The organism is Methylobacterium currus (assembly GCF_003058325.1).
GTDB classification, from domain to species: domain Bacteria; phylum Pseudomonadota; class Alphaproteobacteria; order Rhizobiales; family Beijerinckiaceae; genus Methylobacterium; species Methylobacterium currus.
Map to the genome: position 1 here is coordinate 547,030 of NZ_CP028844.1, position 25,565 is coordinate 572,594.

Below are 25,565 nucleotides of genomic sequence, written 5' to 3' on the forward strand. Positions count from 1 at the left end.
GCGGCTCCGTGACGGGTCTTCAAGACTGGATCGAGGAAGGCGTGAGGGCGGCGCGGTGGCGCCCGCCGAATTCCCGCGGGCGGGCCGGCGGCAGCGGCACCCCGGGGGTCGCACTGTCTGGGATGGTGTCTTGGCCAGCGTCTTGGATGGTGTCCCGGATCCCGGCCGGCGCGATCGAGGACGGCGCGGGCATCGCTGAGGCGATCACCGGCGCGTCGCTCGATCGCGGGAAGTAGCTCGGCGCCGCGGCCCCGCCCCGGCTGCCCCACAGCTTGGCGACGCTGTCGGAGACCGGGCCGCGGCGGGCATCGGTCTGGAACAGCGAGCGCAGGCCGCTGCCGGCCTCGGGGGCGTAGGCGGTCGGGGCCGCGGCCTGCGCGGCGAGCGTGCCGGTCGCGGCGGGGGCCGCCGGGCTGGTGCCGAGCACGGCGTAGAGCTCGGAGGCGCTGCGGGCCCGGCCGGTGCGGTCGTAGAACAGGCCGCGATTGCCGGCGGCGGCCTCCGGCAGGTCGGCGGCGGCGGAGCGCCCGGGAGCGCTCTCGGCGGCGCGGATCAGGGTCAGCGCGCCACGCACGCCGAGCAGATGGGCGGCGTAGAGATCGGCACGGTTCGGCTCGCGGCCGAGCGCCTCCGAGAGCGCGTCGGCGTTGCGGCGGGTGAGCGCCCCGGCCATCGCCGAGGAGACCTCCGGGTCCCGCCGCAGGTCGAGGATCGCCTGGCGGGCGGCCGGATCGCTGACCGTGTAGCCGCCCGACGAACGGGCGGTGATCGCGTCGGCGTAGGAGCCGAGGCCCAGCGACGGGCCGTCCTGCTTCATCACCCCGAGCCAGGTCTGCTCGATGAACTGGAACAGACCGGTGGCCGAGGAGGAGCCGGCCTTGGCGCTCGGGTTGAGGCTCGATTCGCGCTGCGCCGTCGAGAGCAGGTAATCGAAGGCGGCGCCGGTCTTCTCGGCGCCCTGGCGGATCGCGTCGATCACCGGGTTGCCCGAGGCCGCGCGGCCGGCCGCCTGAGCGGCCCCCTGGCTGGCAGTCCCTTGCGACGGCGTGCTGGTGAACAGGAACATGGCGGCCCGGTGGAGCGGCACCACGACGCGCGGGCCAGCTCTCTCTTGGTCCCCAGGATGCTGGCGTTATGGTAAAGGAAGCTTGAAACGGGGACGGGCGACGGCGTCCCGCGTTCCGTCCAAGCCTCGCCCTCCGGATCGCGACCGAGAAACAGGGCCTCGAAGTCCCGTCCCCCATAGAATTCGTTGGTGACCAGCACCTGGTCCGCCTCCACCAGATAGGTGATCACGGCACCGTGCTCGACCGGCACGGTGCGGAGGCCGGGCTCCAAATCGTCCCGCGGCCGTTCGCCGGTGGAGCGTCGCCGATGCGTGTGCACCGATCCCTGATCCGGCGCACGGAGCCTTTCGCGGTTGTCAGGTTGCGGCTGTCTTGCAGACAACCAGAAAGATGGTGGCCAAGCGGTGCTGTTCGGACGTGATGCCGATCGTCTCGGCGGCCTGCATGGCGGACCCTGTCCGAGATCAGCCATGCCGGCAGCACCAAATCGCGCCCGGATCACGCGCGCGCCTGCGGGTGCGCGGCCCCCGGGCACCGCCCCTGCGGCGCGGGGCGCCCCGTCACCGCTTCGGCACGTCGCCCCCGCCCGGCGGCCGGCGCATCTCGAAGCGGTTCTCGGACTCGACCGTGAAGTAGTCGAAGTAACCGCCGCGCATGATCGGCCGCATCGCCCCGGTATCGACCCGGCCCTCCGGCGTCACGAAACGGTCGTCGATATACATCGACACGACCTGGCCGATCACCATGAAGTAGGCCGGCTCCCCGCCCTCGGCCGGCACGAGAGGGATCGTCTGGAGCCATTTGCATTCGAGGGCGGCGGGCGCGTCGGCGACCCGCGGCGGGCGCACCTTGCGCGACGGGGCGGTGGCGAGGCCGGCGGCATCGAACTCGCTCTCGCCCCGCGGCAGCGGCGCCGAGGAGACGTTCATCCCCTCCCGGAGATCGAAGGTCGCGAGGCTGCAGACGAACTCGCCCCCCTCCTCCGCGAAGGTCAGCGCGTCCTTGCGGCCGAAGGAGGAGAACATCACCATCTCGGGGTTGTCCCCGATCCCGTTGAAGAACGAGTAGGGCGAGAGGTTCAGCTGCCCGGAGGCGCTGAGCGCGCTGACCCAGCCGATCGGGCGCGGCGCCACCAGGGCCTTGAACGGGTTGTGCGGCAGGGTGCGGGTCTCGGCGTCGTAATGCATCGGCGGCCCCGGGGCGTGGCGAGAACTGGCGGCGGCCCGTCGGCATGGCCGTCCGCCGCCAGTTAGATCATCCGCGGGGCCGGGCGCCAGCCCGCCCCGTCGCGTCCTGGGCGGGATCCCGTCAGTACCGCGTCACGATCTCGGCAAGGGCCGGCCGCGGCCGGTCGGGCGGGACCTGCTCGGCCCGTCCGACATGGACGAAGCCTGCCAGCCGCTCGGCCGGGTCGAGGCCGAGCGCGTCGAGCACCCGGCGGTCATAGGCCATCCACTCGGTGAGCCAGGAGGTGCGGAAGCCGAGCGCATTGGCCGCCACGATCAGGTTCATCGCGGCGGCGCCCGCCGAGAGAACCTGCTCCCAGTCGGGGATCTTCACGTGGGGGCCGGCCCGCGACACCACGGCGATCACGAGCGGTGCCTGGGCGAGGCGCCCGGCCTCGAGGGCGAGGCGCTTGTCGTCGGCCTCCGGGTGGTCGGCCCGGTAGGCCTCGGCCACCACCCGGCCGATGCGGGCCTGGGCCTCGCCCTCGATCAGGATGAAGCGCCAGGGGGCGAGCTTGCCGTGGTCCGGCACCCGGGCGGCGGCGGCGAGGATGGCATCCAGCTCCTCCGGGGAGGGGGCGGGGCCGGCGAGGTGCGCCGGCGGCACCGAGCGGCGGGTGCGGAGAAGGTCGAGGGTTGCGTTCATCTCGGCTTCAGTGGCTTGAGCTATAGCGGAAGGGACGGGGAGGACAGGCTGCCATCCTGGCGCCCCGATGCTCCCTTTAAGCACCATTCCGCCCCGGACGGCCACGGCCGGGCGCGACGTGAAGCCGGGCGCCGGGCAAGCCGGGGCCGAGGACGCCGACCGCACCATGACGCGCTCTCCCGCATCCCCCTCCCATGCCTGGACCGCCCGGGACTTCTGGCTGGCGCTCGCCGCCGTGCTGCTGTTCTGGGCCGCCGCCGCCGCGGTGTGGCCGCTCGCCGGTGCGGTGGTGCCCTGGGATTCCAAGAACCACTTCTACCCGATGCTGCGCTACCTCGGCGCGGCCCTGGCGAACGGCGAATTGCCGCTCTGGAACCCCTACCACTTCGCCGGGCACCCCTCGGTCGCGGATCCGCAATCGCTGCTCTTCACGCCGACGATGCTGCTCTTCGCGTGGCTCGACCCCTCGCCGTCGATGGAGCTGTTCGACGCCGTGGTGTTCGCCCACCTGCTCCCGGGCGCGGTCGCGACGCTGCTGATCTTCCGCCGTCGCGGCTGGCACCCGGCCGGCGCGGTCGCGGCCGCGATGGTGTTCGTGCTCGGCGGCTCGGCCTCGGCCCGGCTGCAGCATACCGGCATGATCATCTCCTACGGCTTCGTGCCGCTCGCCTGGTGGCTGCTGGAGGAGGCGCTGGCACGCCGCTCCTACGCTTTCGGTGTCGCCTTCGCGATCGTCGCCGCCGTGATGACGGTGGGGCGCGACCAGGTCGCGTTCCTGTGCGGCCTGAGCCTGATCGGCGTCGCGGTCCATGCCGTGCTCACGGCGCCGGCGCCGCTCGCCTCCCTGCGGGCCCGGATCGGCGTGCTCGCCGTGATGGCGGCGGTCGGCGGCGCGCTCCTCGCCGTGCCCTCGCTGCTCACCATGCAGTTCCTGATGACCTCGACCCGGCCGTCCTTCGGCTACGGGGCGGCCATCATGGGCTCGCTGCCGCCGTCGAGCTTCGCCACCGCGTTGTTCGCCGACGTGTTCGGCTCCCTGCGCTGGACCTACGATTACTGGGGTCCGGACTGGCAATCGATGGACGGCAACACCTGGACCGACCGGGCGGTAAACTATCTCTTCGCCGGCACCCTGCCGGCGGTCCTGATCCTCTGGCACGGCATCGCGGGCGGGCGCCTCGCCGCGCGGGAGATCCGCTATCCGGTCATCGTGCTCGCCGCCGCCACGCTCTACGCGCTCGGGCGCTACACCCCGCTCTTCGCGCCGGTCTTCGACCACGTCCCCGGCGTCGACCTGTACCGCCGGCCCGCCGACGCGACCTTCGTCATGAATATCGGGCTCGCGCTCACCGCCGGGTACCTCGTCCATCGTTACGTGACCGAGGGCGCGCCCCGGTTCCGGTGGTCCGGCGGTGCGGGCCTCGCGCGCGCCGCCCGGCTGGCCGTGCCCGCCCTCATCCCGCCCGCTCTGGCCGTCGCGATCCTCGGCGGCATCCTGCTCGTGTCCTACGCCTACGCGGCCAAGGCCCACCACCTGCCGGATGCGCTCCGCGACGGCCTGATCGGCACCGGGATCGCGCTGGCCGCCATCGTCGTGATGCTGCGTGCTGCCCCCGGCCGGCGGGCGCTGGCGGCCTCGTGCCTCGTCGCGCTGCTCGGCGCCGAGCTCGTCTGGCGCAATGCCGGCAACTCCCTCAACGCCGAGCCGGCAGGCCGCTACGCGGTGTTCCAGCACCTGCCGCCGGAGCAGCTCCAGGGCCTGACCCTGCTTAAAGCCGAGCTCGATGCCCGCCACGCCAAGGGAGAGCATCCGCGGGTCGAGATCCTGGGACTCGGCGGTGCCTGGCAGAATGCCTCGATGGTGCTCGGTCTCGAGGACACGATCGGCTACAATCCCCTGCGGCTCGCCGATTACGAGCGCGCCGTCGGCCCCGGCGAGAACGCCGCCGACCCGAACCTGCGCCAGTTCCCAGGCCTGTTCCGCGGCTACCGCTCGCGGCTCGCCAGCCTGCTCGGCCTCGAATACCTCGTCCTCGACCGGCCGGCCGAGCGGCTGCCGCGGCACTTCCCGCAGCTGACCGGCGCCAAGCTGCTCTACGGCTCGGGCGAGATGTGGATCTACCGCCTCGATCCGGCCAAGCCCCGGGCCTATCTGGCGACCCGCCTCGTCCCGGTCGATTCCGAGAGCGTGCTCAGCCAGGACGAGCTGCCGGAATTCGAGGCCAACGAGACGGCCCTGGTCGACCAGGACAGCGTGCCGAAGATCAAGGGCGAGTTCGGCCTCAAGGACCCGGCCGCGCCGGTCGCCGCCGCGAAGGGCACCGCGACCATTCTCGCCTATCGCCGCAATGTCGTCACGGTGGAGGTCGAGACCGACCGCGACAGCGTGCTGGTGCTGCACGACATCTTCTATCCGGGCTGGCAGGCGCGGGTGGACGGTGCCCGCCGGCCGATCCTGCGCACGAACCTGCTGTTCCGCGGGGTCGAGGTGCCGGCCGGCAAGCACGTGGTCGAGTTCCGGTTCCGCCCGCTCTCGGTCGACAACCTGGTGGCGGCGGCGAGCGAATTGCTGGCGAGGGACGATGACGCGGGCGAGACGGCGGTTCGGTAAAACCCTGGCGCTCGCGCTCGCGGCGAGTCCTGCGGCGGCAAGTCCTGCGGCGGCAAGTCCTGCGGCGGCAAGTCCTGCGGCGGCAAGTCCTGCGGCGGCAAGTCCCGCCCTCGCGCAAGGCCCCAGCCTGGCGCAAGCGCCCGGTCCGTCGCCGGTCGTCCCCCCGGGCGGCGCGCCGCAAGGGAGCGCCCCCCAGGGCGTGGCGCCGCAGGGCGTGACCCAGGGGCCGCCCCCGGCGCCGGCCCCTGCCGAGGCCAGCCTGTCCCTGCGGGCGGTGCTGACCAGCGAGGCGAAGCCCCTGCGCGGCGGCCTGACCTGGCGGATCTACGAGGACCGGCCGGAGGGCGGAAAGCCCGTGGTGCTGGCCCGCTCCGAGGAGGCGCAGCCGACCTTCCGGCTGCCGCCGGGGAGCTACCTCGCCAACGTCACCTACGGCTTCGTCAGCACCTCGAAGCGCGTGACCCTGAATTCGGGCGCGACGAGCGACCAGCTCACCGTCAATGCCGGGGCGTTGCGCCTCTCCGGCGCGGTCGGCGAGGCGAAGATCCCGGGCGGCCAGCTCGCCTTCGCGGTCTTCGTGCCGATCGGCAACAACCCGGAAGGGCGGCTCGTCCGCGACGGCGTCAAGGCCGGCGAGGTGGTGCGCCTGCCCGAGGGCACCTATCACGTCGTCTCGACCTGGGGCGATTCCAACGCGATCCAGCGCGCCGACCTGAAGGTCGAGAACGGGCGCCTCACCGACGCGACCCTCAACCACCGCGCCGCCACCGTGACCCTCAAGCTCGTCGCCGCTCCCGGCACCGAGGCCTTCGCGGGCACGGCCTTCAGCGTGCTCACCCCCGGCGGCGACACCATCCGCGAGGCGATCGGCGCCTTTCCGCAGGTGACCCTGGCGGAGGGCGAGTACCAGCTGATCGCCCGCCACGACGGCAAGGTCTACACCCAGGACTTCAAGGTCGAGAGCGGTGTCGACCGCGACATCGAGGCGATCGCCAAGGACCCGTGACGGGTGGTCGGGTGGGAACGGCGGACCGCGGCATCATAGCTTTCGGCGAGCGGGCTAACCCCTGGTTAAGCGAGCGCCACATGAGTGCCTGCCTGATCGCCAATTAACGTAGGGTCATGCGCATCTCTGGCGTCCGCTTATCCGGATCTTAACCGAGTGACGCAAGGTTGGTCGCATGCCATGCATGCCCGACCTCATCCATGACAAAAAGGGAGCGACGACCGTCGAGTTCGCGCTCGTCGGCATGCTGTTCCTCACGGCGCTGCTGTTCACGATGGTCGTGGCCGAGGTCCTATACTTCGGCCAGAAGCTCGACTACGCGACCGAGCAGGCGTCGCGGAATATCCTCATCGGCACCTCCCAGCAGAAGCAGCAATCGAATCCGGCCAATCCGGCAACCCTGGCGAGCTTCACGCAGGAACTCTGCGGCTATCTGCCCGCCGCGATGTCCTGTAGCGACGTTATCGTCAACCTATACAAGGTGCCAGCAGCGAATCCAGGCTACTACGCCTACGTCAAAACCGACATGAGCGGCCTGGCGCTGCCGCCCCTGACGCCGGGCAGCGGCCAATTCGCTCTCGGAAGCCAGGGCGACTACCAGTACCTGCAGGTCATCTATCCGGTCACGCTGCTGCCCGCCTTCATGACGAGCTGGCTCGACACCAACGCGACCTACAAGGGCAAGGCGGCCTATCTGGTGATCTCGACCGCCGCCTTCCGCGTCGAGCAATTCTGATGCGTGCCGCTCCCTTTGCCAGGATCCGGCGCTTCCGCTCCTGTCAAGGCGGGGTCGCCGCCGTTGAGCTCGCGCTGATCCTGCCCATCCTCCTCACGCTGATGCTCGGCGGCATGCAGATCGTCGCCTACATCAACGCGTCGCGTAAGGTCGACCTTGTGGTGCGGTCGATCAGCCAGATGATCTCCCAGGCCAAGCCCGAGGGCGCGACCACCGTCGCCACAGTCAACCAGGGCGACCTGCATTTCAGCTTCGACTCTGCCCTAGTCCTGTTCCCGTTCCTGTTGAGCGAGGGCAAGCGCCAGCGCAAGCCATGGTGGCAGATCATCACGATCAACTACGCCAGCGTCCGGTTCAAGCCGGTCGCGGCGACCTGCCAGGACCCGAGCGACCAGAGCGCCTGCTACAGCGCCGAGGTGGTCTGGACCAGCACCGGAACCACGCAGCCGGCGAGCGGGCCGCTCTATCGGCGGTGCGGCACCGCGCTCACCCCGGTCGACAACACCGCGGCCCCGAGCCCGACGACCCTGCCGCGCTCCCTGTTCGGCCCGGCCACGATGGTCGTGATCGACGTGGTGTTCACGTTCGTCCCGACCTTCGGGGCCCGATACCTCCCCTCGATCCAGATAGCACGCTCGGCCTACGTCCAGCCGCGCTACGCCTCGCTGATCGATTACGATCTCACCGGCAACGACGGAATCGCCACGAAATGTCCCTGAACTGCGTATCCCGGTTCGCTGCGGCGCTGGCGTCGCTGATGCGGGGCCGCAACGGCGGCGTCGGCGTCGTGTTCGGACTCAGCCTGATCCCGATCATTGGCCTCGTCGGGCTCGGGATCGATTACGGTCTTGCCATCACCAACCGGTCCCGGCTCGACCGGGCAGCGGACGCCGCGGCACTCGCCGCCGTCGTGACCGCCAAGGCCTACGTGGCTGCCAACTCGTCGCAGGTCGGCGTGATGGAGGCCGCACGCATCGCAGGCAAAGTGCAGGCCACCAATACCTTCAATGTCAATGTCGGCAAGATCCCGATGGCGGACGTGTCGCTCCAAACACCGGACTTGACGATCGACGGACAGACGATCAATGCCAAGGTGACCTACACGGTGACGATCCATAACATCTTCGCCAAGTTGTTCCGGGTGCCAACCACGACGGTAACCAACACGAGCAAGGCCTCGGCCGATCTGCCGAGCTATCTCGACTTCTATTTGATGGTCGACGTATCGGGTTCGATGGGCTTGCCCACAACCTCGACCGGCATGATTCAACTCGCCAAAGACAACGACGACATGGTCGAAGACTATAAGCAGGGCTGCCAGTTCGCTTGCCATTTCTCCGGCCGGAAGGGCTGGGGCCTGGCGGCCGGCAAGATCCAGCTGCGCTCGGACGCGGTGAATAACGCGGTTTGCGCCCTGCTCCAGCGGGCTTCGTCTTCCGTCGTTCCGGGCCAATACCGGATCGGCATCTATCCGTTCATCAACCAGCTGGCGACGCTGGCTGCCCTCACCGGCGACGTGAGCGCCCTGAAGACAGCCGCCCAGTGCTCGAACACTTGGCCGCTCGCCTTCACCAATCTCCTCGACACCGGCACGACGCAGCTCAACTCTCCCGGGGACCCAACCACCGGAGTCGGCTCGGGCGGCACCCACTTCGAGACCGCCTTCCCGCAGATGAAGGGAATCGTTGGCCAGGGTGGCTTCGGGGACGGGTCGACCAGCACGAGCCGCAAGCCGTTCGTGTTCCTCGTCACCGACGGGATGCAGAATGGACAGCACTTCTTCGTCACGGCGAACGGGAAGAACGCTTACCCCGGCCGACCGTCGCAGTTCCCGGGCTACAACGATGCTTGGTGGTCCGAGGGCGGCTCTAAGCCGTCCCAGATAGACCCGAAAAACTGCAACGCCTTGAAAGCCGCCGGCGCGACGATCTCCATCCTCTATATTCCCTATAACCAGATCAGCTTCGTTGATAAGGGCGGAGGCATCGCTTGGGAGAACAACCGGGTCAACGGCTTCAGCCCGAGCTTGGCAAGCCCGCTCCAGGCCTGCGCGTCCCCGGGCTACTTCAAGACCGCCGACTCGCCGGAAGCTATCACTGCCGCCCTAAAAGCGATGTTCGATCAAGCTTTGAAGGTCGCCCGTCTTATCCAGTGATACGACCATGCCTTCGAACGGACTCGTTCAAAGGCACCGGCTAAGCCCGAAGGGGCGCCGGATGCTTTCGCATCGACGTGTCGATGCGAAAGCCCGATGATATGAAGGGACGCAAGACCGAGCGCAACTTTCCGCCGGCGACCGGCCGGACGTGTCCTAATCTGGACGCGAGGAAATGGAGCCCGGGCGGGCCCAGCTCCAGGCAGCAGGGTCCCGCGAGTGACGGCCGGACGGCGGTCTTACGACGGCCGTTCCGCCCGGTATGCCCCCTACGGCACCGGCGTTTCCCCGTGCTGCCCGTCCAGCGCCACGCCCTCGCTCGGCACGCTGTCCGCCACGGCCTGGGCCCGGCGCAGGTCCGGGAAGGTCGCCTCGGCCACCAATTCGGCGAGCGCCTGATCGAGCGGCAGGGTGCGGCTCTGCGGAGAGCCGAGGCGGCGGATCGAGACGGTGCGCTCCTCGCCCTCCTTGCGGCCGACGACCAGCATCACCGGCACCTTGGCGTGGGAATGCTCGCGGACCTTGTAGTTGATCTTCTCGTTGCGAAGATCGGCCTCGGCCCGCAGACCCGCCGCGTCCGCCGCCTTCAGGACCTCGCGGGCGTAAGGATCGGCCTCGCCGGTAATCGTCGCGACGACCACCTGCAACGGCGCCAGCCAGAGCGGGAAGTGGCCGGCGAAGTGCTCGATCAGGATGCCGGTGAAGCGCTCCATCGAGCCGCAGATCGCCCGGTGGACCATCACCGGGGTCTTCTTCTGCCCGTCGGCATCGACGAAGAACGCGCCGAACCGCTCCGGCAGGTTGAAGTCGACCTGCGTCGTGCCGCATTGCCAGTCGCGGCCGATGGCGTCGCGCAAGACGTACTCGAACTTCGGCCCGTAGAAGGCCCCCTCGCCCGGGTTGATCGCGGTCTTGATCCGTCCGCCGGACTGCTCCTCGATCTGGGCGAGCACCCGGGTCATCACCTCCTCGGCATGGTCCCAGAGGGCGTCCGACCCGACGCGCTTCTCCGGCCGCGTCGAGAGCTTCACCACGATCTCGTCGAAGCCGAAATCGGCGTAGGTCGAGAGGATCAGGTCGTTGATCTTCAGGCACTCGGCGGCGAGCTGGTCCTCGGTGCAGAAGACGTGGGCGTCGTCCTGCGTGAAGGCGCGCACCCGCATCAGGCCGTGCAGCGCGCCCGAGGGCTCGTAGCGCGACACCGAGCCGAACTCGGCCAGCCGCAGCGGCAGGTCGCGGTACGACTTCAGCCCATGCTTGAAGATCTGCACGTGGCCGGGGCAGTTCATCGGCTTGATTGCGAAGACACGGTCGTCCTCGGTCTTCGTGACGAACATGTTCTCCCGGTACCAGTCCCAGTGGCCCGAGGTCTCCCACAGAGCCTTGTCGAGGATCTGCGGGGCGTTCACCTCCTGGTAGTCGCCCTTCAGGCGCCGGCGCATATAGGCGATGAGGGACTGGAACAGGGTCCAGCCCTTCGGGTGCCAGAACACCACGCCCGGCCCCTCCTCCTGGAAGTGGAAGAGGTCCATCTCGCGACCGAGTTTGCGGTGGTCGCGGCGCTCGGCCTCGGCGAGGCGGTTGAGGTAGGCGTCGAGGTCGGCCTGATTCGCCCAGGCCGTGCCGTAGATCCGGCTCAGCATCGGCTTCGTCGAATCGCCGCGCCAATAGGCGCCCGCCACCTTCATCAGCTTGAAGGCGGTGCCGACCTTGCCCGTCGAGGTCATGTGCGGCCCGCGGCAGAGGTCGAACCACTCGCCCTGCCGATAGAGCCGCAGATCCTCGCCCGGCGGGATCGCGTCGACGAGCTCGACCTTGAACGCCTCGCCCTTCTCCGCGAACAGCGCGCGCACGTCGTCGCGGGCCCAGACCTCCTTGGTGAAGGGGGCGTCGCGGGCGATGATCTCGCGCATCCGCGCCTCGATCGCCGGAAAGTCGTCCGGCGAGAACGGGGTCTCGCGGTGGAAGTCGTAATAGAAGCCGTTCTCGATCACCGGGCCGATCGTGACCTGGGTCTCCGGCCACAGCGATTGCACCGCCTCGGCGAGCACGTGGGCGCAATCGTGCCGGATCAGCTCAAGCGCCCGCGGGTCGGTGCGGTCGAGGAACTCGATGCGGACGTCCTCGGCGATCGTGTCGTCGAGGTCGCGGACAGCACCGTCGAGGGCCATCGCCACGGTACGCTTGGCCAGCGACTTGGCGATGCCCTCGACGACGGCGCGACCGGTCACGGCACCATCGTAGGACCGCGTGGCGCCATCGGGAAATGTCAGGATCGGCATGAGACTTTACAGACTCCTCGGGGCTCACTCCTGCGCACGGTGCAGGTAAGCGGGGCGGCAACGGGTCCGGCGGGCCGACGGGCCGCGCACCGGACCGGCGCCGTATACCAGCGATGGCGGGACATGTCAGGCAGTCCGGCGCCGTCTCGCGGTCGAGGCGATCAGCCCTCGACGCCCTCGCAGAGCGGCGGCGGCGCATTGACCCCGCGCCAGCGGCCATAGGCCCAGGGGCGGTGCCAGGCGGCGCCGGCGGGCGGCGCCTCGGGCACGAGATCGATGCCGTGGGTGCCGAACGGGCCGCAGCGGCAGAGGCGGGCGACGCCCATCCAGCCGCCGGCCCAGAGGCCGTGGCGCTGGATCGCCTCGTCGGCATAGGCCGAGCAGGACGGCCAGTGCCGGCACTGGCGCCCGACGAGGCCCGACAGGGTCAGCTGATAGCCGCGGATGGCGAGATGCGCCGCGCGGCGGGCCGGGCTCACGCCGGCACCGCCTCTTGCGTGGCGGCTTTCCGGGCCTCGATCTGGTCGAGGGCGTCCACCACCGCGTCGAAGGTCAGGAGCGTCGAGGCGTGGCGCGCCTTGAAGTCCCGCACCGGCTCCAGCACCGCGAAATCGGCGAATGTCCCTGTCGGCGCCGGCCCGCCCTCCTTGAGCATCCGCCGCACGGTCTCGCGCAGGGAGCGCAGCTCCTCGGCGCTGGCGCCGACCGCGTGACGCGCCATGAGCGAGGAGGCGGCCTGGCCGAGGGCGCAGGCCTTCACGTCGTGGGCGAAATCGGTGACCCTGCCGCCCTCGGTGACGAGGTCCACCGTCACGGTCGAGCCGCACAGCTTCGAGTGCTTGGACGCGCTCGCCTCCGGCTGCGGCAGACGGCCGAGGCGGGGGATGTCCGCCGCGAGGGCGAGGATGCGGGCGTTGTAGATGTCGTCGAGCATGGCATTCGTACTTTGGACGAGAGGGGCCGCGGGACGGACGAATCGGGCTTGACCGGACGGGTCTGACCTTGGCTTGACGAAGGGATGGGCTCGGAAGGCGCGGTGACCTGCTGCGCGCCCGGTGCATTGCGTGCGCCGGGCGGATTCCCGATATAGGCACGGTTGCCCGGCAGCGCGAGGCGCGGCCGGATCGGGGCGCATCTCGAGTCCCGGCATGGCTCTCCCTGCGGGGCGGCCTGGATCTTGGAGGCGTGATGGATGCGGTGCTGAAGTCCTTGTCGGTCCGGGCCCCGGAGGCGGCCGACAAGCGCAGCGACGCCCCCCGGCCGGAGCGCGTCACCGAGCGCCCGACCCGCCAGGAGGCCGAGGCCGCCGTGCGCACCCTGCTGCGCTGGGCCGGCGACGATCCGGAGCGCGAGGGCCTGCTCGAGACGCCGCAGCGCGTGGTGAAGGCCTACGAGCAGATTTTTGGGGGCTACCGCCAGGACGCGGATGCCATCCTCGACCGGGTGTTCGAGGAGGTCGAGGGCTATTCCGACATCGTGCTGGTGCGCGACATCGCCTTCCACTCCCATTGCGAGCACCACATGGTGCCGTTCATGGGGCGTGCCCACATCGCCTATTACCCGCGGCGCGGCGTCGTCGGCCTGTCGAAGCTCGCCCGCGTCGTCGATGCCTTCGCCCGCCGCCTCCAGACCCAGGAGACGATGACGGCTCAGATCGCCGACACGATCGATTCGGTGCTGCATCCCCGCGGCGTCGCCGTGATGGTGGAGGCCGAGCATCTGTGCATGGCGATGCGCGGCGTGCAGAAATCCGGCGTCTCGACCATCACCACCCAGTTCACCGGCGTGTTCAAGCAGGATCCGAACGAGCAGGTCCGCTTCCTCACCCTGGTCCGCGACCGGCGATGAACCCGCTTCCCGCCTTCGCCGCCCCCGGCTCCAAGCACGAGCTTGAAGAGGGCGAGACCTTCACGCCGCGCTTCGGCCCGGACGGGCTGATCACCGCGCTCGCGGTCGATGCCGACAGCGGCGCGGTCCTGATGCTCGCCCACATGAACGCCGAGTCGCTCGCCCGCACCCTCGCCACCGGCGAGGTCTGGTACTGGTCGCGCTCGCGGGCCGAGCTCTGGCACAAGGGCGCCACCAGCGGTCAGATCCAGACCCTCGTCGAGATGCGGGTCGATTGCGACCAGGACGCCCTGCTGCTGCGCGTGCGCGTCGGCGGCGATGGCGGCTGCTGCCATACCGGGCGCCGGGACTGCTTCTACCGCGGCGTCGTCTACGAGGCCGGGAGCGGGACTGTGACGCTGGTCTCCCGCCCCTCTTAGTCCACCCGCGAGATCCTCCTGCCCTGCATGGGCAGGGGCGGTCTCAAGCCCCTCACCCCCCTGGCCACCACCCCCGCCCCCGCGCTAGCACAAGCTCCGGACCCCCGATCCGGAGCCGCCCCTTGCCCGACGACCGCCAGCCGCCGCCCCGCTTCAACGGCGCCCGCTACTGCCTGGAGGCGAATGCCCGGGTGCGGGGCGACAAACCGGCCCTGGTCATGGTCGGCGACAACGGCCGGACCGACATCATGACCTTCGCCGAGGTCGACCGGGCGGTGCGCGGCGTCGCGGCGGGCTTGCGCGAGCTCGGCCTGCCGGCCGGCGCCCGGGTGATGATCCGCATGGGCAACGACGCGGATTACGTCGTCACCTACTTCGCGGCGCTCGCCGCCGGGCTGGTGGCGCAGCCCTCCTCGCCCCAGCTCACCGCCGGCGAGGCGGCGTTCCTGATGCAGGATTCCGGCGCCGCGGTGATCGCGGCCGCGGACGACTGCCCCCTCGACCCGGAGGCTTGCCGCGGCCGGATCGTGCTGCGCCGGGACGACATCGCCCGCCTGCGTGCCGGTCCTCCGCTCGACGGTTACGCCGACACCGCCGCGGACGATCCGGCGACGCTGGTCTACACCTCCGGCTCCACCAGCCGGCCCAAAGGGGTGCTGCACGCCCACCGCACCATCTGGGGCCGGCGGCCGATGCACGATTTCTGGCTCGGCCTGCGCGAGGACGACGTGGTGCTGCATGCCGGCACCATGAACTGGACCTACACCCTCGGGGTCGGCATCCAGGATCCCTGGGCACGGGGCGCCACGACGGTGCTGTATAACGGCCGGCGCGATCCCGCCCTGTGGCCGGCCCTGATCGCCCGCCACCGCGCCACCCTGTTCGCGGCGGTGCCGAGCCTCTACCGGCAGATCCTCAAATACGCCGATCTCCCGGCCCACGACCTCTCCTCCCTGCGCCACGGCATCACGGCGGGCGAGGCGCTCTCGCCCCAGCTGCTCGCCGAGTGGCGGGAGGCCACCGGCACGCCGCTCTACGAGGCGCTCGGGATGAGCGAGATCTCGACCTACATCTCGACGAGCCCGCGCGTCGCGATCAAGCCCGGCTCCCCGGGCAGGCCGCAGCCGGGGCGGCGCGTCGCGATCCTCCCCGTCGAGGGGGCGCCGGAGCCGCTGCCGGTGGGCGAGGTCGGCCTGCTCGCCATTCACCGCTCCGACCCGGCCCTGATGCTCGGCTACTGGAACCGCCCCGAGGAGGAGGCGGCGGTGATGCGGGGCGACTGGTTCACCGGCGGCGACCTCGCCTCGCTCGATGCCGACGGTTACGTCTGGTTCGAAGGGCGCAACGACGACATCATGAACGCCTTCGGCTACCGGGTGTCGCCGAACGAGGTCGAGAGCGTGCTGATCGCCCATCCGGACGTGCAGGAGGTGGCGGTGACCGAGCTGTCCGTCCGCGACGACGTGCGGGTGATCGCCGCCTTCGTGGTGCCCAAAGCCGGCGCCGAGCCGCAGCGGGACGCCCTGCTGGCCTGGTGCGGCGAGCGGCTCGCCGCCTACAAGTGCCCGCGCGAGGTCGTCTTCCTGGAGACGCTGCCGCGCACCCCGAACGGCAAGGTACAGCGCAAGCGGCTGGCGGCGGCCTGACGTCAGGCCCCGCGCCGCGTCACGTTGCGCGCCATGACGAGGAGCGCCCGCTCGGGCAGGCGGACGGTCCCGCCGGCCTTCACGCTCTCCCGCCCGCCGGGCCGTCCGTCCGGCTCCGTGGTGTCGAAGAGCGGGGTCCACAATCCCCCGATCACCGGGGCGAGCCGGAAGTCCAGGGCCGCCTCCCCCGCATTGGCGAGGATCAGGAGCCGGCGCCCGTCGGGGGCGTCGTTGCCGATCTGCATGCCGAAGGCCCGGCGCTCGCCGTCGCCCCAGGCGCCGTCATCCATCTCGGCGCCGCAGGGCGAGAGCCAGTGCACGTCCCTCAATCCGCCCGGCGCCACGGTCTCGCCGGTGAGGAACTTGCGGCGGCGCAGGGCCCGGTGGTCGCGGCGCAGGGCCAGCAGGTTGCGCACGAAGGCGGTCAGGCTCGGGTCGCCGTGATCGTTCTCCCAATCGATCCAGGAGGTGGCGTTGTCCTGGCAATAGGCGTTGTTGTTGCCGCCCTGCGTGCGCGAGCGCTCGTCGCCCATCAGCAGCATCGGCACGCCCTGCGCGAGCAGGATCGTGGCGAGCAGGTTGCGCTTCTGGCGCGCCCGGACCGAGAGGATCGCCGGATCGTCCGTTGACCCCTCGACGCCGTAGTTGCGCGAGACGTTGTGGCCATGGCCGTCGCGGTTGCCCTCGCCGTTGGCCTCGTTGTGCTTCTCCTCGTAGGCGACGACGTCGGCGAGCGTGTAGCCGTCATGCGAGGCGATGAAGTTGATGCTGGCCCCCGGGCCCCGGCCGGAAGCGGAAAAAATCTCCTTCGAGCCGGTCAGCCCCTGCGTCAGCTTCGGCAGCTGGCCGGCATCGCCGCGCCAGAAGCCGCGGGCCGCGTCGCGGAACTGGTCGTTCCAGTCGCTCCAGCCGACGGGGAAGCCGCCGAGCTGATAGCCGCCCATGCCGATATCCCACGGCTCGGCGATGAGCTTAACCCGCGACAGGATCGGGTCCTGCGCCATCGCCTGGAGCACCGCGGCGCGGGGCGTGAAGTCGTGGGGGGCGCGGGCGAGGCTCGAGGCGAGGTCGAAGCGGAACCCGTCGATCCGGTAGGCCTCGACCCAGTGGCGCAGCGAATCGAGCACCATCTGCATCACCCGGGGCACCGCCACGTCGAGGGTGTTGCCGCAGCCGGTGCAATCGATGTCGCGTCGCGGATCGTCGGGATTCAGCTTGTAGTAGCTGGCATTGTCGATGCCGCGGAACGACAGGCTCGGGCCGGTATGGTCGGCCTCGCACGTGTGGTTGTAGACCACGTCCATCAGCACCTCGATGCCGGCGGCATGGAGCTGGCGGATCGCGGCCTTGAGACCGGCGGCGCCCGCCGGCCCGAGATAGCGCGGCTCGGGGGAGAAGTAGTTGAGCGGCGAGTAGCCCCAGAAATTCGTCAGGTCCTTCTCGACCAGGAAGCGGTCGTCGACGAAGGCCTGGATCGGCAGCAATTCGATCGCCGTGACGCCGAGGCGCACGAGGTGATCGACGATCGCCGGATGGCCGAGCGCGGCGTAGGAGCCGCGCCAGGGCAGCGGCACGCCCGGATGGGTCTGGGTCAGGGCCCGGACATGGGCCTCGTAGATCACGCTGTCGACGAGCGGGTGGCGCAGCGGCGGATCGTCGTGGACCGGCGCCTCGGGCGCGGTGACGACGCCCTTCGGCATCATCGGGGCGCTGTCGCGCCGGTCGAGCACGTCCTCGCGGTGGCTGCCGCGGCGATAGGGATAGAGCGCGTCGTGCCAGCGCACCCGTCCATGCAGCTCGCGGGCGTAGGGGTCGATGAGGAGCTTGTGCGGGTTGAAGCGGTGGCCCCGCGCCGGCTCCCACGGGCCGTGCACCCGGTAGCCGTAGAGCTGACCCGGCAGCACGCCCGAGAGGTAGCCGTGCCAGACGTCGTCGCTGCGCCGCGGCAGGCGGACTACGTCGGTCTGCACCCGGCCGGTGGGGTCGAACAGGCACAGGTCCACCGCCGTGGCATGAGCGGAGAACAGCGCGAAATTGACCCCGCGCCCGTCGAAATGGGCGCCGAGCGGGCCCGAGGCGCCGTCATCGAGTGCGATCATCCGGTCCGTCCACCCTCGGGCGCGAGCCTGTTCGGAACCGAACATGCCCCTGGACCGGCCGGCTGCCAAGCTGACGGCGCGCGCCGTCCTCAGGCGGCCGCGCTCGCCGCCTCGCGGGAGACGAACGCCACCGCCTCCCGCAAGGTGTGCAGGCCCGCGTCGGACCGCGTGCCGGCGACCGAGAGGTGGCGGCGATAGGGCCGCGCGCCCGGGCGGCCGTTGAACAGGCCGAGCATGTGCCGGGTCATGGCGTGCAGGCGCACGCCCTCCTGGAGCCGCGCCGCGATATACGGCTCGTAGGCCTCGATGGCCGCGAACGGATCGGCCACCGGCGCCGGCTCCCCGAACAGTTCGGGATCGACGCCCAGCAGCAGGGCGGGTTCCGCATAGGCCGCGCGGCCGAGCATCGCCCCGTCGAGGGCGAGGCCGTCGCGCGGCTCCAGCTCCGCCTTCGCCGCCGCCAGGTCCTGCAGGCCGCCGTTGAGGGCGACGGCCAAGTCGGGGTTGGCACGTTTGAGGCGGTGGACCCGGCCGTAATCGAGGGGCGGGATATCCCGGTTCTCCTTCGGCGACAGGCCCTTGAGCCAGGCCTTGCGGGCATGGACGACGAGCGCGTCGACACCCGCCGCCCGCACCGTCGCCGTCAGGGCGTCGAGGGCCGCCTCCGGGTCCTGGTCGTCGACGCCGATGCGGCACTTCACCGTCACGGGCACGGACACCGCGGCCTTCATGGCGGCGACGCACTCGCCGACGAGCGCCGGCTCCCGCATCAGGCAGGCGCCGAAGCGCCCGTCCTGCACCCGGTCGGAGGGGCAGCCCACATTGAGGTTCACCTCCCGGTAGCCGAACTCTTCCGCGATGCGCGCCGCCGCCGCGAGGTCGCGCGGGTCCGACCCGCCGAGCTGGATCGCCACCGGATGCTCCGCCGCGTCGAAGCCGATCAGCCGCTCCCGCGGCCCATGCAGCACGGCGCCGGTCGTCACCATCTCGGTATAGAGCAGGGCGCGGGCCGTGAGGGTGCGGTGGAAGGCCCGGCAGTGGCGGTCGGTCCAGTCCATCATGGGTGCTATGGAAAAGCGCCAGGGACTGAAATTGACCATTTTTTCAACCATGGCAGACACCTAGCTCGACCTTCGCGCTGTCCGATTTGCCGCTGTATCGGACGGTTTGAGCCCATTTCTTGCCCGGAGTACAGCAATGCTGCACGCCAGGGACCCATGCTGTACCGCGCATGCGGGCGTCGTGGGTACCATCGTCGAGCGCAAGCGCAAGGACGGGTCCGTGGGGGACCACGCTCCGCCGACCCTGGCGGCTTCTCCGAAGCGGAGAGTCCAGCAGCTCAGCTTGTTGGTCTTGGTCGCGCCAGGAACGGAGGCTCCTCGACGTGCAGCGAGAACGCGCTCTTGTGACGGCAGCCCCGACGTTGCCGATATTGACATAGTTCAAAGTATAACCGGATATAGGTGTTATTTTTTGGGTATGTCGCCTTCATTGGTCGCCCTGTTCCGACCCAGAGGCTGACAAGCGCGACACGATCAATCCTTTGGGGAGCGACAATCCATGTGTTTCGCTTGCAGTCCGTTCGCCGACGCCCTCAGCGCCGCCCTCTCGCGCCGCGCGCTCCTGAAACATACGGCTGCGGCTGTCGCATGGGCCGGGGTGGCGGGGGCTACGCGCAGTTTCGTCTGCCAGTCGGCGCAAGCAGCCCCTCGCGTGGTCAAGCTGATTGGGTTCTGCCCTTGAACCCGGAACCCACCCGCTGTCCGCCCGTTGGCTGATGGATCTTCAAGACCCGAGACCCCGCCTTCAGTCCCGCCGGCAGCCACCGAGCGGGGTTTTTTTCCATGCGAGTGTCACTCCACCATCGGCGGAATTGACTCTCTACTTAGGCCCTGCTTCAATCCAGAGGCAATCGGTGGCTTTCAGTTGTCCGCGCGATTGCTAACTAAGCATGTTTGTCGGGAGGAGATGGTATGTCGGAAATTCATCCCGCCTATCGCATGAGCGTTCGCCCTTCTCCGCAAGACCGCACGCGGTTTCTCTGGTCAATCCATGGTACTCAGTCCATGTTCTGGGAAGAGTCATCAGTCGCCTTCCTCTCAGTCGAGCAAGCCCTGAGCGCTGGGAGAGAGCGGCTGGCCGAACTGACGCGCTGATGCCATCTCGCGCTGGAATGCGCCGAGCCCAAGGGCTCAAGCTGCTGGCCGCTGTGGGCCCCGCCCGTCCGGCCACGGCACGTCGTCGCCAATGACGAGGCTCACTGGGATTGCCCGGTTTTCTGTGGATCTTGCTCACTTTGCGTGGATCAGGCCGCCAGAACCATGCGGCATTTCAGGAGATCGAGGCCTGCCCGTCCATAGCATTGGCGCTTGATGAGCTTGAGCCGGTTGACCTGACCTTCGGCCTGGCCTCTACTCCCGGGCTCCGTCCGACACCTTGGCGCTACAGCGAGGCAGGGCTTGTCACTCCCGACCTCGTGCCGCTCGACGAGGCGCCCCGGCCTCTGTTCGACGCTCTCGACCGGGAGCAGTCCGGCGCGCTGATGGCGGCGATGGACGCCTGCAACTGCCGGTTCGGGCGCGTGGCCATGGTGCCGGGGCGGGCGGGGTTGGTCGAGAAGCGCACCGAGTCGACGAAGTTCGAGATGCGCTCGCCGCGGTTCACGACGCGGTTGAGCGACGCGCCGAGGGTGAGCGCGGCCGCTCTGTGACATCCTGCACCTGGGCCGCTCATCAGTGGCTAAGGGATCAGGCTATGTGGAAACGCTGGCGCGCGCCGACATCGTAGAACAATCCTTTGCATGGTAGACGTTCAAGCTTGCTGAGGGCTTCTCGGCGCCATCAAAATGCCTGGTCTGGTGCCCCGCTTTGTACGAGGTAAATCATTCTGCCGCTTCCGCGCACCGAACGTTTCCAGATCGATTGGTGATATGTTTGTTCACGATGCTTTCATTCTACTATCGGGGCATGAAATGCCCGGATTTTACCGATATTGCACACGATAAACTCTATTCTGCGGTGTCGAATAATGGCATCTGAGAGCATCCAGCGAACGCCCGCGGAAAACCGCGCAACTGATCGAAGCTGAGTTGCATCGAAATCTTACAGATTTCTGTCTGATCAGAGCATTCCAGCCATCACGGCCTGAAACGACCGGCGGCATGACACCGAAACATTTAAAGTTAGGCCAATAGGCGAGATTGGCCGCTTCAGACTTACCTGAGGCGGAAAGATGCTCTACAGCTACAGGGTGTGGAAGCAATCGGTCGGGCGCCGTGGCAAGCCGTCGGTCTTGCCGACGTTCCATCCGAGGTTTCCATATTCCTGCATCGGATTCAGCTCGCCAGGTTCGAGCACGCATCATGGCATCGTAGAACAGCATGCTGTCTCAGTTTCTTCGCTCAGCGACTTGGGCGCCTACAATCGCTTTATCGTGGTTTTGGGGGCTCGGATTTTTCTACTCGATCCATGTTACTTTATTATATGGATGGATGGGATTTCTGTCATTTGCACTACCAAATGCAGCTGGGCTTGGTCTGTTTGGCTGGATACTCGGCGCTCCGAGGCGAAATCCTGATAAGATTGCGGCTGCCATTCAAGGGCCTTACGCCGTTCTTTTCCTTGCTTGCCAGTTCCTCGCGGTTGCAATCACGATCTTCGGCTTCGCGGCTTACGCTTGGGCACCCGTAGTCGGTCGCGACGCCGCGATGGGCGTGATCGGGCTCGTCCTTGTGGCCTCCTCGCTTGGGCACGCCATGCCGCTTCGTGGCATCAAGATCTTGCATGGCGTCGCTCTGATCCCGTTGATCTGCGCCGGCGTCGCGATGCTCGTGGGGCTCACGACCGAGTCGAGCGGCTTGGGAGTTCCGCTGTCGTCCTTCGACGAGCGCTTCTACGGTCTCGCGCTTCCCTCGCTGGTAGGCTTCCTGCTCGGTCCGTGGATGGACGTGCAGCAGTGGCAACGCGCGGTCGAGATCCGGCGCGCAGGTGCTTCCGTCCGGCTGTCCTACGCGACCGGAGCGATCCTCTTCCTCGGCCTGCTGACGATGAACGCTCTGCTCGCGGCCACGGCAGGCCTCGGTGAGCCGGTCGTGTCGTCCGATGGCTTGCCTGGGGCGTACACCGCCTTGGCGCAGGCGATCGCACGAGACGGCTCGGCCGGCGTGACCGTTGCGTTCCTGATCTGGACCGCCGTGGCAGCGGCTACCACGATCGACAGCTTCTACTGCGCGACGCGGTGGCTGATGGCGTCCGTTACGACGCGCAGCAACTCTCCGCTCCTCGCGTTCGTGCCGGCGGCTCTGGTGTCGTCTCCGATCTGGACCCTGATCGCGGCTCTCTCCGCTGCGGTCGTTGCGGCCCAGATCAATCTGTCGCTGATGTACTTGATGATGCCTTTCGCGACGATCCTCGTCGGAGGGGCGGCCTGCCTCGTCTGCGAGACGCTTGGTGCATCCCGGCGGTACGACCCGGTCCTCTGCTATATGATCGGTCTGGCCTCTGCCCTCATTTTCTTCACCGGTTACATCGCGCCGAGCTGGTCGTTACTGGCGATCGCGCCGCTCGCCGGTCTCGTCGGTGCGCTGCCGATGATGGCCGAACTGGCTGGACGAGGCAGCAAGCCGGCAGCAGGTGCACCGGTACTGACGGACGAGACCGCTGCGAGGACAATCGTGATGACCGTCTCGCGGAATGAAGGGATCACCTCGCACGGCTTCGACGGACAATGGTTCGTTCTGAGGTTGGTTCCCACCTACGACGACACCAATTCAGTCGGAAATATCTATTTCGCGAACTATGTTCGCTGGGTAGGCAAGGCGCGGGAACTGTTCTTCAATACCTGCATGCCAGATTTCAATTTGAAATCGACCGAATTCTACGTGTTGACAAAGACATTCCAGCATGATTTCCGACGAGAAGCGGTCGAGTTCGAGCCAATCTCGGTTCGCGTCCGCATTGCCAGCCACAACCGGAAATTTGTCACGCTAGCGCATGAGATTCATAGCGAAATCAACGGCTTGCTTGGGAGAGGGGAACAGTCCCTGATGTTCGTGGACGCGACGCAATATCGTCCGCTGGATATTCCACGATCCATTATCGAGGGCTTTCTTCCGTATTGGCCCAAGAGTTCTCCGCATGCGGCTTCGCCCGCGCCACATGCCTTGCCCGTCAAGAGCCCGGGCGCCTAGGCCACCTCGTATACGCCAGCGTCGTCCAACGGACGTGTTCGACGGCGCTGGCTAAGTGTCTCTCACAAAACTCCCGGTCCCTCTTGTCGCTCGCTGTGGCGGCGCCGGTGCAGCGGGAGTTTTGTGAGCTACACTAAGCCTGGATCGGCACCGGCGATGATGCGCCGCTGGCAACGTCGCCGTGGTATCAGGCGGCATGGATCTTCCCGCGTCGCAGTCCCAGCCTGTTCGTCAGGATCTTGGTCTCTTCGGCCGGAACGGGTGTGCTGAACAGGTAACCCTGAAGCTCGTGGCAGCCCAAGCTCGCCAGGCACCGACGCTGCGCTTCCGTCTCGACCCCTTCGGCGATCACGGTCATTTTCAGGCTCGTTGCCAGATCGATGATCGCACGGACGATTGCTGCGCCGCTGTGTTCGTGCGGAAGATCTCTTACGAAACTCTGATCGATCTTGATCTTATCGAAAGCAAGGCGTCGAAGGTAGCTCAAGCTGGAATATCCGGTTCCGAAATCATCCAGGGACAGACTTAAACCCATCTCCCGCAGTTCGGCGAGCGTGACCTTGACGGCAGGTGTTGCCTCGAGGAACACCGACTCCGTGATCTCCAGTTCGAGTCGCGAGGCCGCCAGGCCGCTCTCGCGTAGGGCGGACCGCACCAGAAGCGGCAGATCCGAGTGGCGGAACTGGATTGGTGACAGATTGACAGCGACGCTGACATCGGCCGGCCACTGCTTCGCGATCGTGCAGGCTTGCTGCAGGATCCATTCGCCCATGGGAATGATGATGCCCGTTTCCTCGGCCAGAGGAATGAATTCGGCAGGTGAGACGAAGCCGCGCGTCGGGTGCTGCCAGCGCAGGAGCGTTTCGAAACACCGAAGATGACCTTCCTTCGTCACAATGGGCTGGAAGTAGAGCAGGAACTCATTACGGTCGAGAGCGCCCCTGAGATCGGTTGACAATGCACGACGTGCCTCGATCCGCTCATCCATTTCGGCTTCATAGAAGCAGTAACCGCTGCGGCCCTCGCTCTTTGTTCGATATAATGCGAGATCGGCTCGCCGCATGATCTCCAAATCGCCGTCCTGCGGAGCGACAGCGATGCCGATGCTGACCCCGATGTTCAATCGGATGCTCTCGATGGTGAAAGTCGAACTGACCGCTGTGACGATATCGCTCGCCAGGACCGCGAGAGTGTGGCGGTCCCGCGCCGCCTTCCCGGTCGCCAGAACCGCAAATTCGTCTCCTGCGAGCCGGGCGAGTTGCACGTCTGACGACTTAAAGGCCTGCAGGCGTTCGGCAACGGCCCGAAGCAGCTTGTCGCCAGCGGCATGCCCGAATGTGTCGTTCACGCTCTTGAACTCGTCAAGATCAAGAGCGAGCACGGCGAATCTCTCCGACGCTGCAAGCTGATCACGCGCATGATCCAGAAACTTCTGAAACAGGACTCGATTCGGGAGATCGGTCAACGAGTCGTGCATCGCGAGATACGATAGGCGCTCCTCCGAGCGCCGCTTCTCCGTCACATCGGACCCAACGCCGCGATACCCCGCAAAGCTGACACCATCGGTAAAGGTCGGCTTTCCACTCACCACCCATGTGCGTTGCTCGCCCGCAATGGTGAGCGGAAGGATGAGGTTGCGAAACGCGCGACGCTCCGCGATGCAGGTCCAGAGGGCGATGCTTGGATGCCCATCGGGCGGAGCGGTCGCGGGCAGCAGCAGCCGTTCCAGGGGTAAGCCGAGAAGCTGGCGCTCCGACGAGCGGGCGACCTCGATCAGCCTCGTCGACACATGTTGAAGGCGGAGTTCGGCGTCCGTTTCCCAGAGCCAGTCGCTGGCATTCTCCTCGAAATCGTTGAGCAGCAAGTGTGTAAATTCCTGCTGACGCTCCAAGTCGACCTGTGCAACAACGCGCATCGTCACGAGGTGGCTGAGATGAACGATCGTAAAAACGATGAATGCGGCATAGAATGCAAGAAGGATAGCAACGTAGGTATAGAATAACTCCCCGGTTGCCGCCAGTCCGAAGAATGATCCGACGATGATGGGGCCGGAGAACCCGACGGCGATGCGCGGCAGCACGGCCGCGCTTAAGCCTGTTGCGATCAGTCCTGCACAACTGGCGGCGATGAGGAGGCGGCCGTGCGAATCCGCGCCAGCAAACAGCATGACGGGGATCGAGGCGAGGAGACAGCCATACGCGTACGCGGCCGAGACGGCGAGACGGACGAAGGAGCCGACCACTTCACGCGGCTTGGGACGCGAACGCCAGAGCCAGCATTGGTGGAGCACAGCGATCGCCAGCGGCAGGATGGCGGCCTCCAACCCAGCCAGGTACGCCCGATTGGCGGGGATCCAGAACAGGTAGACGATTACCTGCACGACACTGAGGCTGACGAGTACGGTGAAGGGAACGAGACGGAGGGCGACGTCGAACTGCTCCACGCGCACACGCGCCCTCAAACTCGCGTCGAGAGAATTGTGTTCGCGATCGGTGTCGACCAGGAAGGAAGCGTGCATCTCAAGTGACACAGACATCTCATCGAGAAAGCATCAGATACGGTATTCAAACTCGCGAATTCGACGATAAGGCATGCATACGCAACCTTCCATTGTAATATGAAATTTTAAGATTAAT

Annotated in this window: 20 protein-coding genes; 11 read left to right on the forward strand and 9 right to left on the reverse strand. The window is 67.7% G+C overall.

Translation table 11 applies throughout. The features are described from left to right. Nucleotides 1-19 precede the first annotated feature (19 nt). The 3 genes from DA075_RS32645 to DA075_RS32660 form a co-directional block, all read right to left on the reverse strand. Nucleotides 20-1,090: a transglycosylase SLT domain-containing protein gene (locus DA075_RS32645; RefSeq protein ID WP_420813165.1), complete on the reverse strand. Its 1,071-nt coding sequence runs from the start codon at nucleotides 1,088-1,090 to the stop codon at nucleotides 20-22. A gap of 537 nt (nucleotides 1,091-1,627) precedes the next feature. Next, nucleotides 1,628-2,254 carry a flavin reductase family protein gene (locus DA075_RS32655; RefSeq protein WP_099957266.1) on the reverse strand — a complete coding sequence of 209 codons (627 nt, stop codon included), beginning with the start codon at nucleotides 2,252-2,254 and terminating at the stop codon, nucleotides 1,628-1,630. A 121-nt stretch (nucleotides 2,255-2,375) separates the two neighbouring features. Continuing rightward, the gene (locus tag DA075_RS32660; RefSeq protein WP_099957267.1) at nucleotides 2,376-2,939 is read right to left on the reverse strand and encodes a nitroreductase family protein; all 564 of its coding nucleotides are present in this window, start codon (nucleotides 2,937-2,939) and stop codon (nucleotides 2,376-2,378) included. 166 nt (nucleotides 2,940-3,105) lie between these two features. Here DA075_RS32660 and DA075_RS32665 point away from each other — a divergent pair, with 166 nt between their 5' ends. From DA075_RS32665 to DA075_RS32685, 5 genes are all read left to right on the forward strand, one after another. Then, nucleotides 3,106-5,550: a YfhO family protein gene (locus tag DA075_RS32665; protein ID WP_099957581.1), complete on the forward strand. Its 2,445-nt coding sequence runs from the start codon at nucleotides 3,106-3,108 to the stop codon at nucleotides 5,548-5,550. Further along, entirely contained in the window at nucleotides 5,522-6,556 is a 1,035-nt protein-coding gene (locus tag DA075_RS32670) for a hypothetical protein (RefSeq protein ID WP_420813166.1), read from the forward strand. Before DA075_RS32665 ends, DA075_RS32670 begins: the two co-directional genes overlap by 29 nt. Nucleotides 6,557-6,740: 184 nt before the next feature. Continuing rightward, nucleotides 6,741-7,292 carry a TadE/TadG family type IV pilus assembly protein gene (locus tag DA075_RS32675; protein ID WP_099957268.1) on the forward strand — a complete coding sequence of 184 codons (552 nt, stop codon included), beginning with the start codon at nucleotides 6,741-6,743 and terminating at the stop codon, nucleotides 7,290-7,292. Beyond that, nucleotides 7,292-8,011, forward strand: coding sequence for a TadE/TadG family type IV pilus assembly protein (locus DA075_RS32680; RefSeq protein ID WP_099957269.1), 720 nt, complete (start codon nucleotides 7,292-7,294; stop codon nucleotides 8,009-8,011). The genes DA075_RS32675 and DA075_RS32680 overlap by 1 nt, the downstream gene beginning before the upstream one ends. Further along, nucleotides 8,002-9,447, forward strand: a complete 1,446-nt coding sequence (locus DA075_RS32685) for a pilus assembly protein TadG-related protein (RefSeq protein WP_099957270.1) — start codon at nucleotides 8,002-8,004, stop codon at nucleotides 9,445-9,447. Before DA075_RS32680 ends, DA075_RS32685 begins: the two co-directional genes overlap by 10 nt. A gap of 269 nt (nucleotides 9,448-9,716) precedes the next feature. Here the strand turns inward: DA075_RS32685 and thrS are convergent, their stop codons facing one another. The 3 genes from thrS to DA075_RS32700 all read right to left on the reverse strand — a co-directional run bounded on the left by thrS (nucleotide 9,717) and on the right by DA075_RS32700 (nucleotide 12,663). After that, on the reverse strand, nucleotides 9,717-11,729 hold the full coding sequence (gene thrS, locus DA075_RS32690) for a threonine--tRNA ligase (protein ID WP_099957271.1): 2,013 nt from the start codon (nucleotides 11,727-11,729) through the stop codon (nucleotides 9,717-9,719). A 161-nt stretch (nucleotides 11,730-11,890) separates the two neighbouring features. Then, a complete protein-coding gene (gene yidD / locus DA075_RS32695; protein WP_099957272.1) occupies nucleotides 11,891-12,208 on the reverse strand; it encodes a membrane protein insertion efficiency factor YidD in 318 nt (105 codons plus the stop codon). Then, the gene (locus DA075_RS32700) at nucleotides 12,205-12,663 is read right to left on the reverse strand and encodes an iron-sulfur cluster assembly scaffold protein (RefSeq protein WP_099957273.1); all 459 of its coding nucleotides are present in this window, start codon (nucleotides 12,661-12,663) and stop codon (nucleotides 12,205-12,207) included. Before DA075_RS32700 ends, yidD begins: the two co-directional genes overlap by 4 nt. 254 nt (nucleotides 12,664-12,917) lie before the next feature. Here DA075_RS32700 and folE point away from each other — a divergent pair, with 254 nt between their 5' ends. The 3 genes from folE to DA075_RS32715 all read left to right on the forward strand — a co-directional run bounded on the left by folE (nucleotide 12,918) and on the right by DA075_RS32715 (nucleotide 15,642). After that, entirely contained in the window at nucleotides 12,918-13,577 is a 660-nt protein-coding gene (gene folE / locus DA075_RS32705; RefSeq protein WP_099957274.1) for a GTP cyclohydrolase I FolE, read from the forward strand. Next, complete coding sequence (hisI, locus tag DA075_RS32710; RefSeq protein ID WP_099957275.1) at nucleotides 13,574-13,996, forward strand: phosphoribosyl-AMP cyclohydrolase; 423 nt, start codon at nucleotides 13,574-13,576, stop codon at nucleotides 13,994-13,996. The genes folE and hisI overlap by 4 nt, the downstream gene beginning before the upstream one ends. 122 nt (nucleotides 13,997-14,118) lie before the next feature. After that, nucleotides 14,119-15,642 carry an acetate--CoA ligase gene (locus tag DA075_RS32715; RefSeq protein WP_174800194.1) on the forward strand — a complete coding sequence of 508 codons (1,524 nt, stop codon included), beginning with the start codon at nucleotides 14,119-14,121 and terminating at the stop codon, nucleotides 15,640-15,642. A 2-nt stretch (nucleotides 15,643-15,644) separates the two neighbouring features. On the opposite strand, the gene glgX is transcribed toward DA075_RS32715, so the two are convergent. Together glgX and dusA are read right to left on the reverse strand one after the other, a co-directional pair. After that, nucleotides 15,645-17,741: a glycogen debranching protein GlgX gene (gene glgX / locus DA075_RS32720; protein ID WP_099957276.1), complete on the reverse strand. Its 2,097-nt coding sequence runs from the start codon at nucleotides 17,739-17,741 to the stop codon at nucleotides 15,645-15,647. 89 nt (nucleotides 17,742-17,830) lie between these two features. Next, nucleotides 17,831-18,841 carry a tRNA dihydrouridine(20/20a) synthase DusA gene (dusA, locus tag DA075_RS32725; protein ID WP_099957277.1) on the reverse strand — a complete coding sequence of 337 codons (1,011 nt, stop codon included), beginning with the start codon at nucleotides 18,839-18,841 and terminating at the stop codon, nucleotides 17,831-17,833. Nucleotides 18,842-19,301: 460 nt separating this feature from the next. On the opposite strand from dusA, the gene DA075_RS38710 reads away from it, so the two are divergent. The 3 genes from DA075_RS38710 (at nucleotide 19,302) to DA075_RS32740 (ending at nucleotide 22,929) form a co-directional block, all read left to right on the forward strand. Beyond that, on the forward strand, nucleotides 19,302-19,484 hold the full coding sequence (locus DA075_RS38710) for a twin-arginine translocation signal domain-containing protein (RefSeq protein ID WP_099957278.1): 183 nt from the start codon (nucleotides 19,302-19,304) through the stop codon (nucleotides 19,482-19,484). A gap of 799 nt (nucleotides 19,485-20,283) precedes the next feature. Further along, on the forward strand, nucleotides 20,284-20,451 hold the full coding sequence (locus tag DA075_RS38465; RefSeq protein WP_338068040.1) for a DUF4113 domain-containing protein: 168 nt from the start codon (nucleotides 20,284-20,286) through the stop codon (nucleotides 20,449-20,451). 669 nt (nucleotides 20,452-21,120) lie between these two features. Continuing rightward, entirely contained in the window at nucleotides 21,121-22,929 is a 1,809-nt protein-coding gene (locus DA075_RS32740) for an acyl-CoA thioesterase (protein WP_099957280.1), read from the forward strand. Nucleotides 22,930-23,116: 187 nt separating this feature from the next. Here the strand turns inward: DA075_RS32740 and DA075_RS32745 are convergent, their stop codons facing one another. Continuing rightward, a complete protein-coding gene (locus DA075_RS32745) occupies nucleotides 23,117-25,459 on the reverse strand; it encodes a putative bifunctional diguanylate cyclase/phosphodiesterase (RefSeq protein ID WP_276330943.1) in 2,343 nt (780 codons plus the stop codon). Between the last annotated feature and the right edge of the window lie 106 nt (nucleotides 25,460-25,565).

Coding starts and splice junctions, on each gene's coding strand:
- DA075_RS32685 (WP_099957270.1), top strand. CDS start 8,002: ATGTCCCTGAACTGCGTATCCCGGTTCGCTGCGGCGCTGGCGTCGCTG.
- DA075_RS32740 (WP_099957280.1), top strand. CDS start 21,121: ATGCTGTCTCAGTTTCTTCGCTCAGCGACTTGGGCGCCTACAATCGCT.
- folE (WP_099957274.1), top strand. CDS start 12,918: ATGGATGCGGTGCTGAAGTCCTTGTCGGTCCGGGCCCCGGAGGCGGCC.
- DA075_RS38465 (WP_338068040.1), top strand. CDS start 20,284: ATGGCGGCGATGGACGCCTGCAACTGCCGGTTCGGGCGCGTGGCCATG.
- DA075_RS32675 (WP_099957268.1), top strand. CDS start 6,741: ATGCCCGACCTCATCCATGACAAAAAGGGAGCGACGACCGTCGAGTTC.
- DA075_RS32670 (WP_420813166.1), top strand. CDS start 5,522: ATGACGCGGGCGAGACGGCGGTTCGGTAAAACCCTGGCGCTCGCGCTC.
- DA075_RS38710 (WP_099957278.1), top strand. CDS start 19,302: ATGTGTTTCGCTTGCAGTCCGTTCGCCGACGCCCTCAGCGCCGCCCTC.
- glgX (WP_099957276.1), bottom strand. CDS start 17,741: ATGATCGCACTCGATGACGGCGCCTCGGGCCCGCTCGGCGCCCATTTC.
- DA075_RS32655 (WP_099957266.1), bottom strand. CDS start 2,254: ATGCATTACGACGCCGAGACCCGCACCCTGCCGCACAACCCGTTCAAG.
- thrS (WP_099957271.1), bottom strand. CDS start 11,729: ATGCCGATCCTGACATTTCCCGATGGCGCCACGCGGTCCTACGATGGT.
- hisI (WP_099957275.1), top strand. CDS start 13,574: ATGAACCCGCTTCCCGCCTTCGCCGCCCCCGGCTCCAAGCACGAGCTT.
- DA075_RS32680 (WP_099957269.1), top strand. CDS start 7,292: ATGCGTGCCGCTCCCTTTGCCAGGATCCGGCGCTTCCGCTCCTGTCAA.
- DA075_RS32665 (WP_099957581.1), top strand. CDS start 3,106: ATGACGCGCTCTCCCGCATCCCCCTCCCATGCCTGGACCGCCCGGGAC.
- DA075_RS32700 (WP_099957273.1), bottom strand. CDS start 12,663: ATGCTCGACGACATCTACAACGCCCGCATCCTCGCCCTCGCGGCGGAC.
- dusA (WP_099957277.1), bottom strand. CDS start 18,841: ATGGTCAATTTCAGTCCCTGGCGCTTTTCCATAGCACCCATGATGGAC.
- DA075_RS32660 (WP_099957267.1), bottom strand. CDS start 2,939: ATGAACGCAACCCTCGACCTTCTCCGCACCCGCCGCTCGGTGCCGCCG.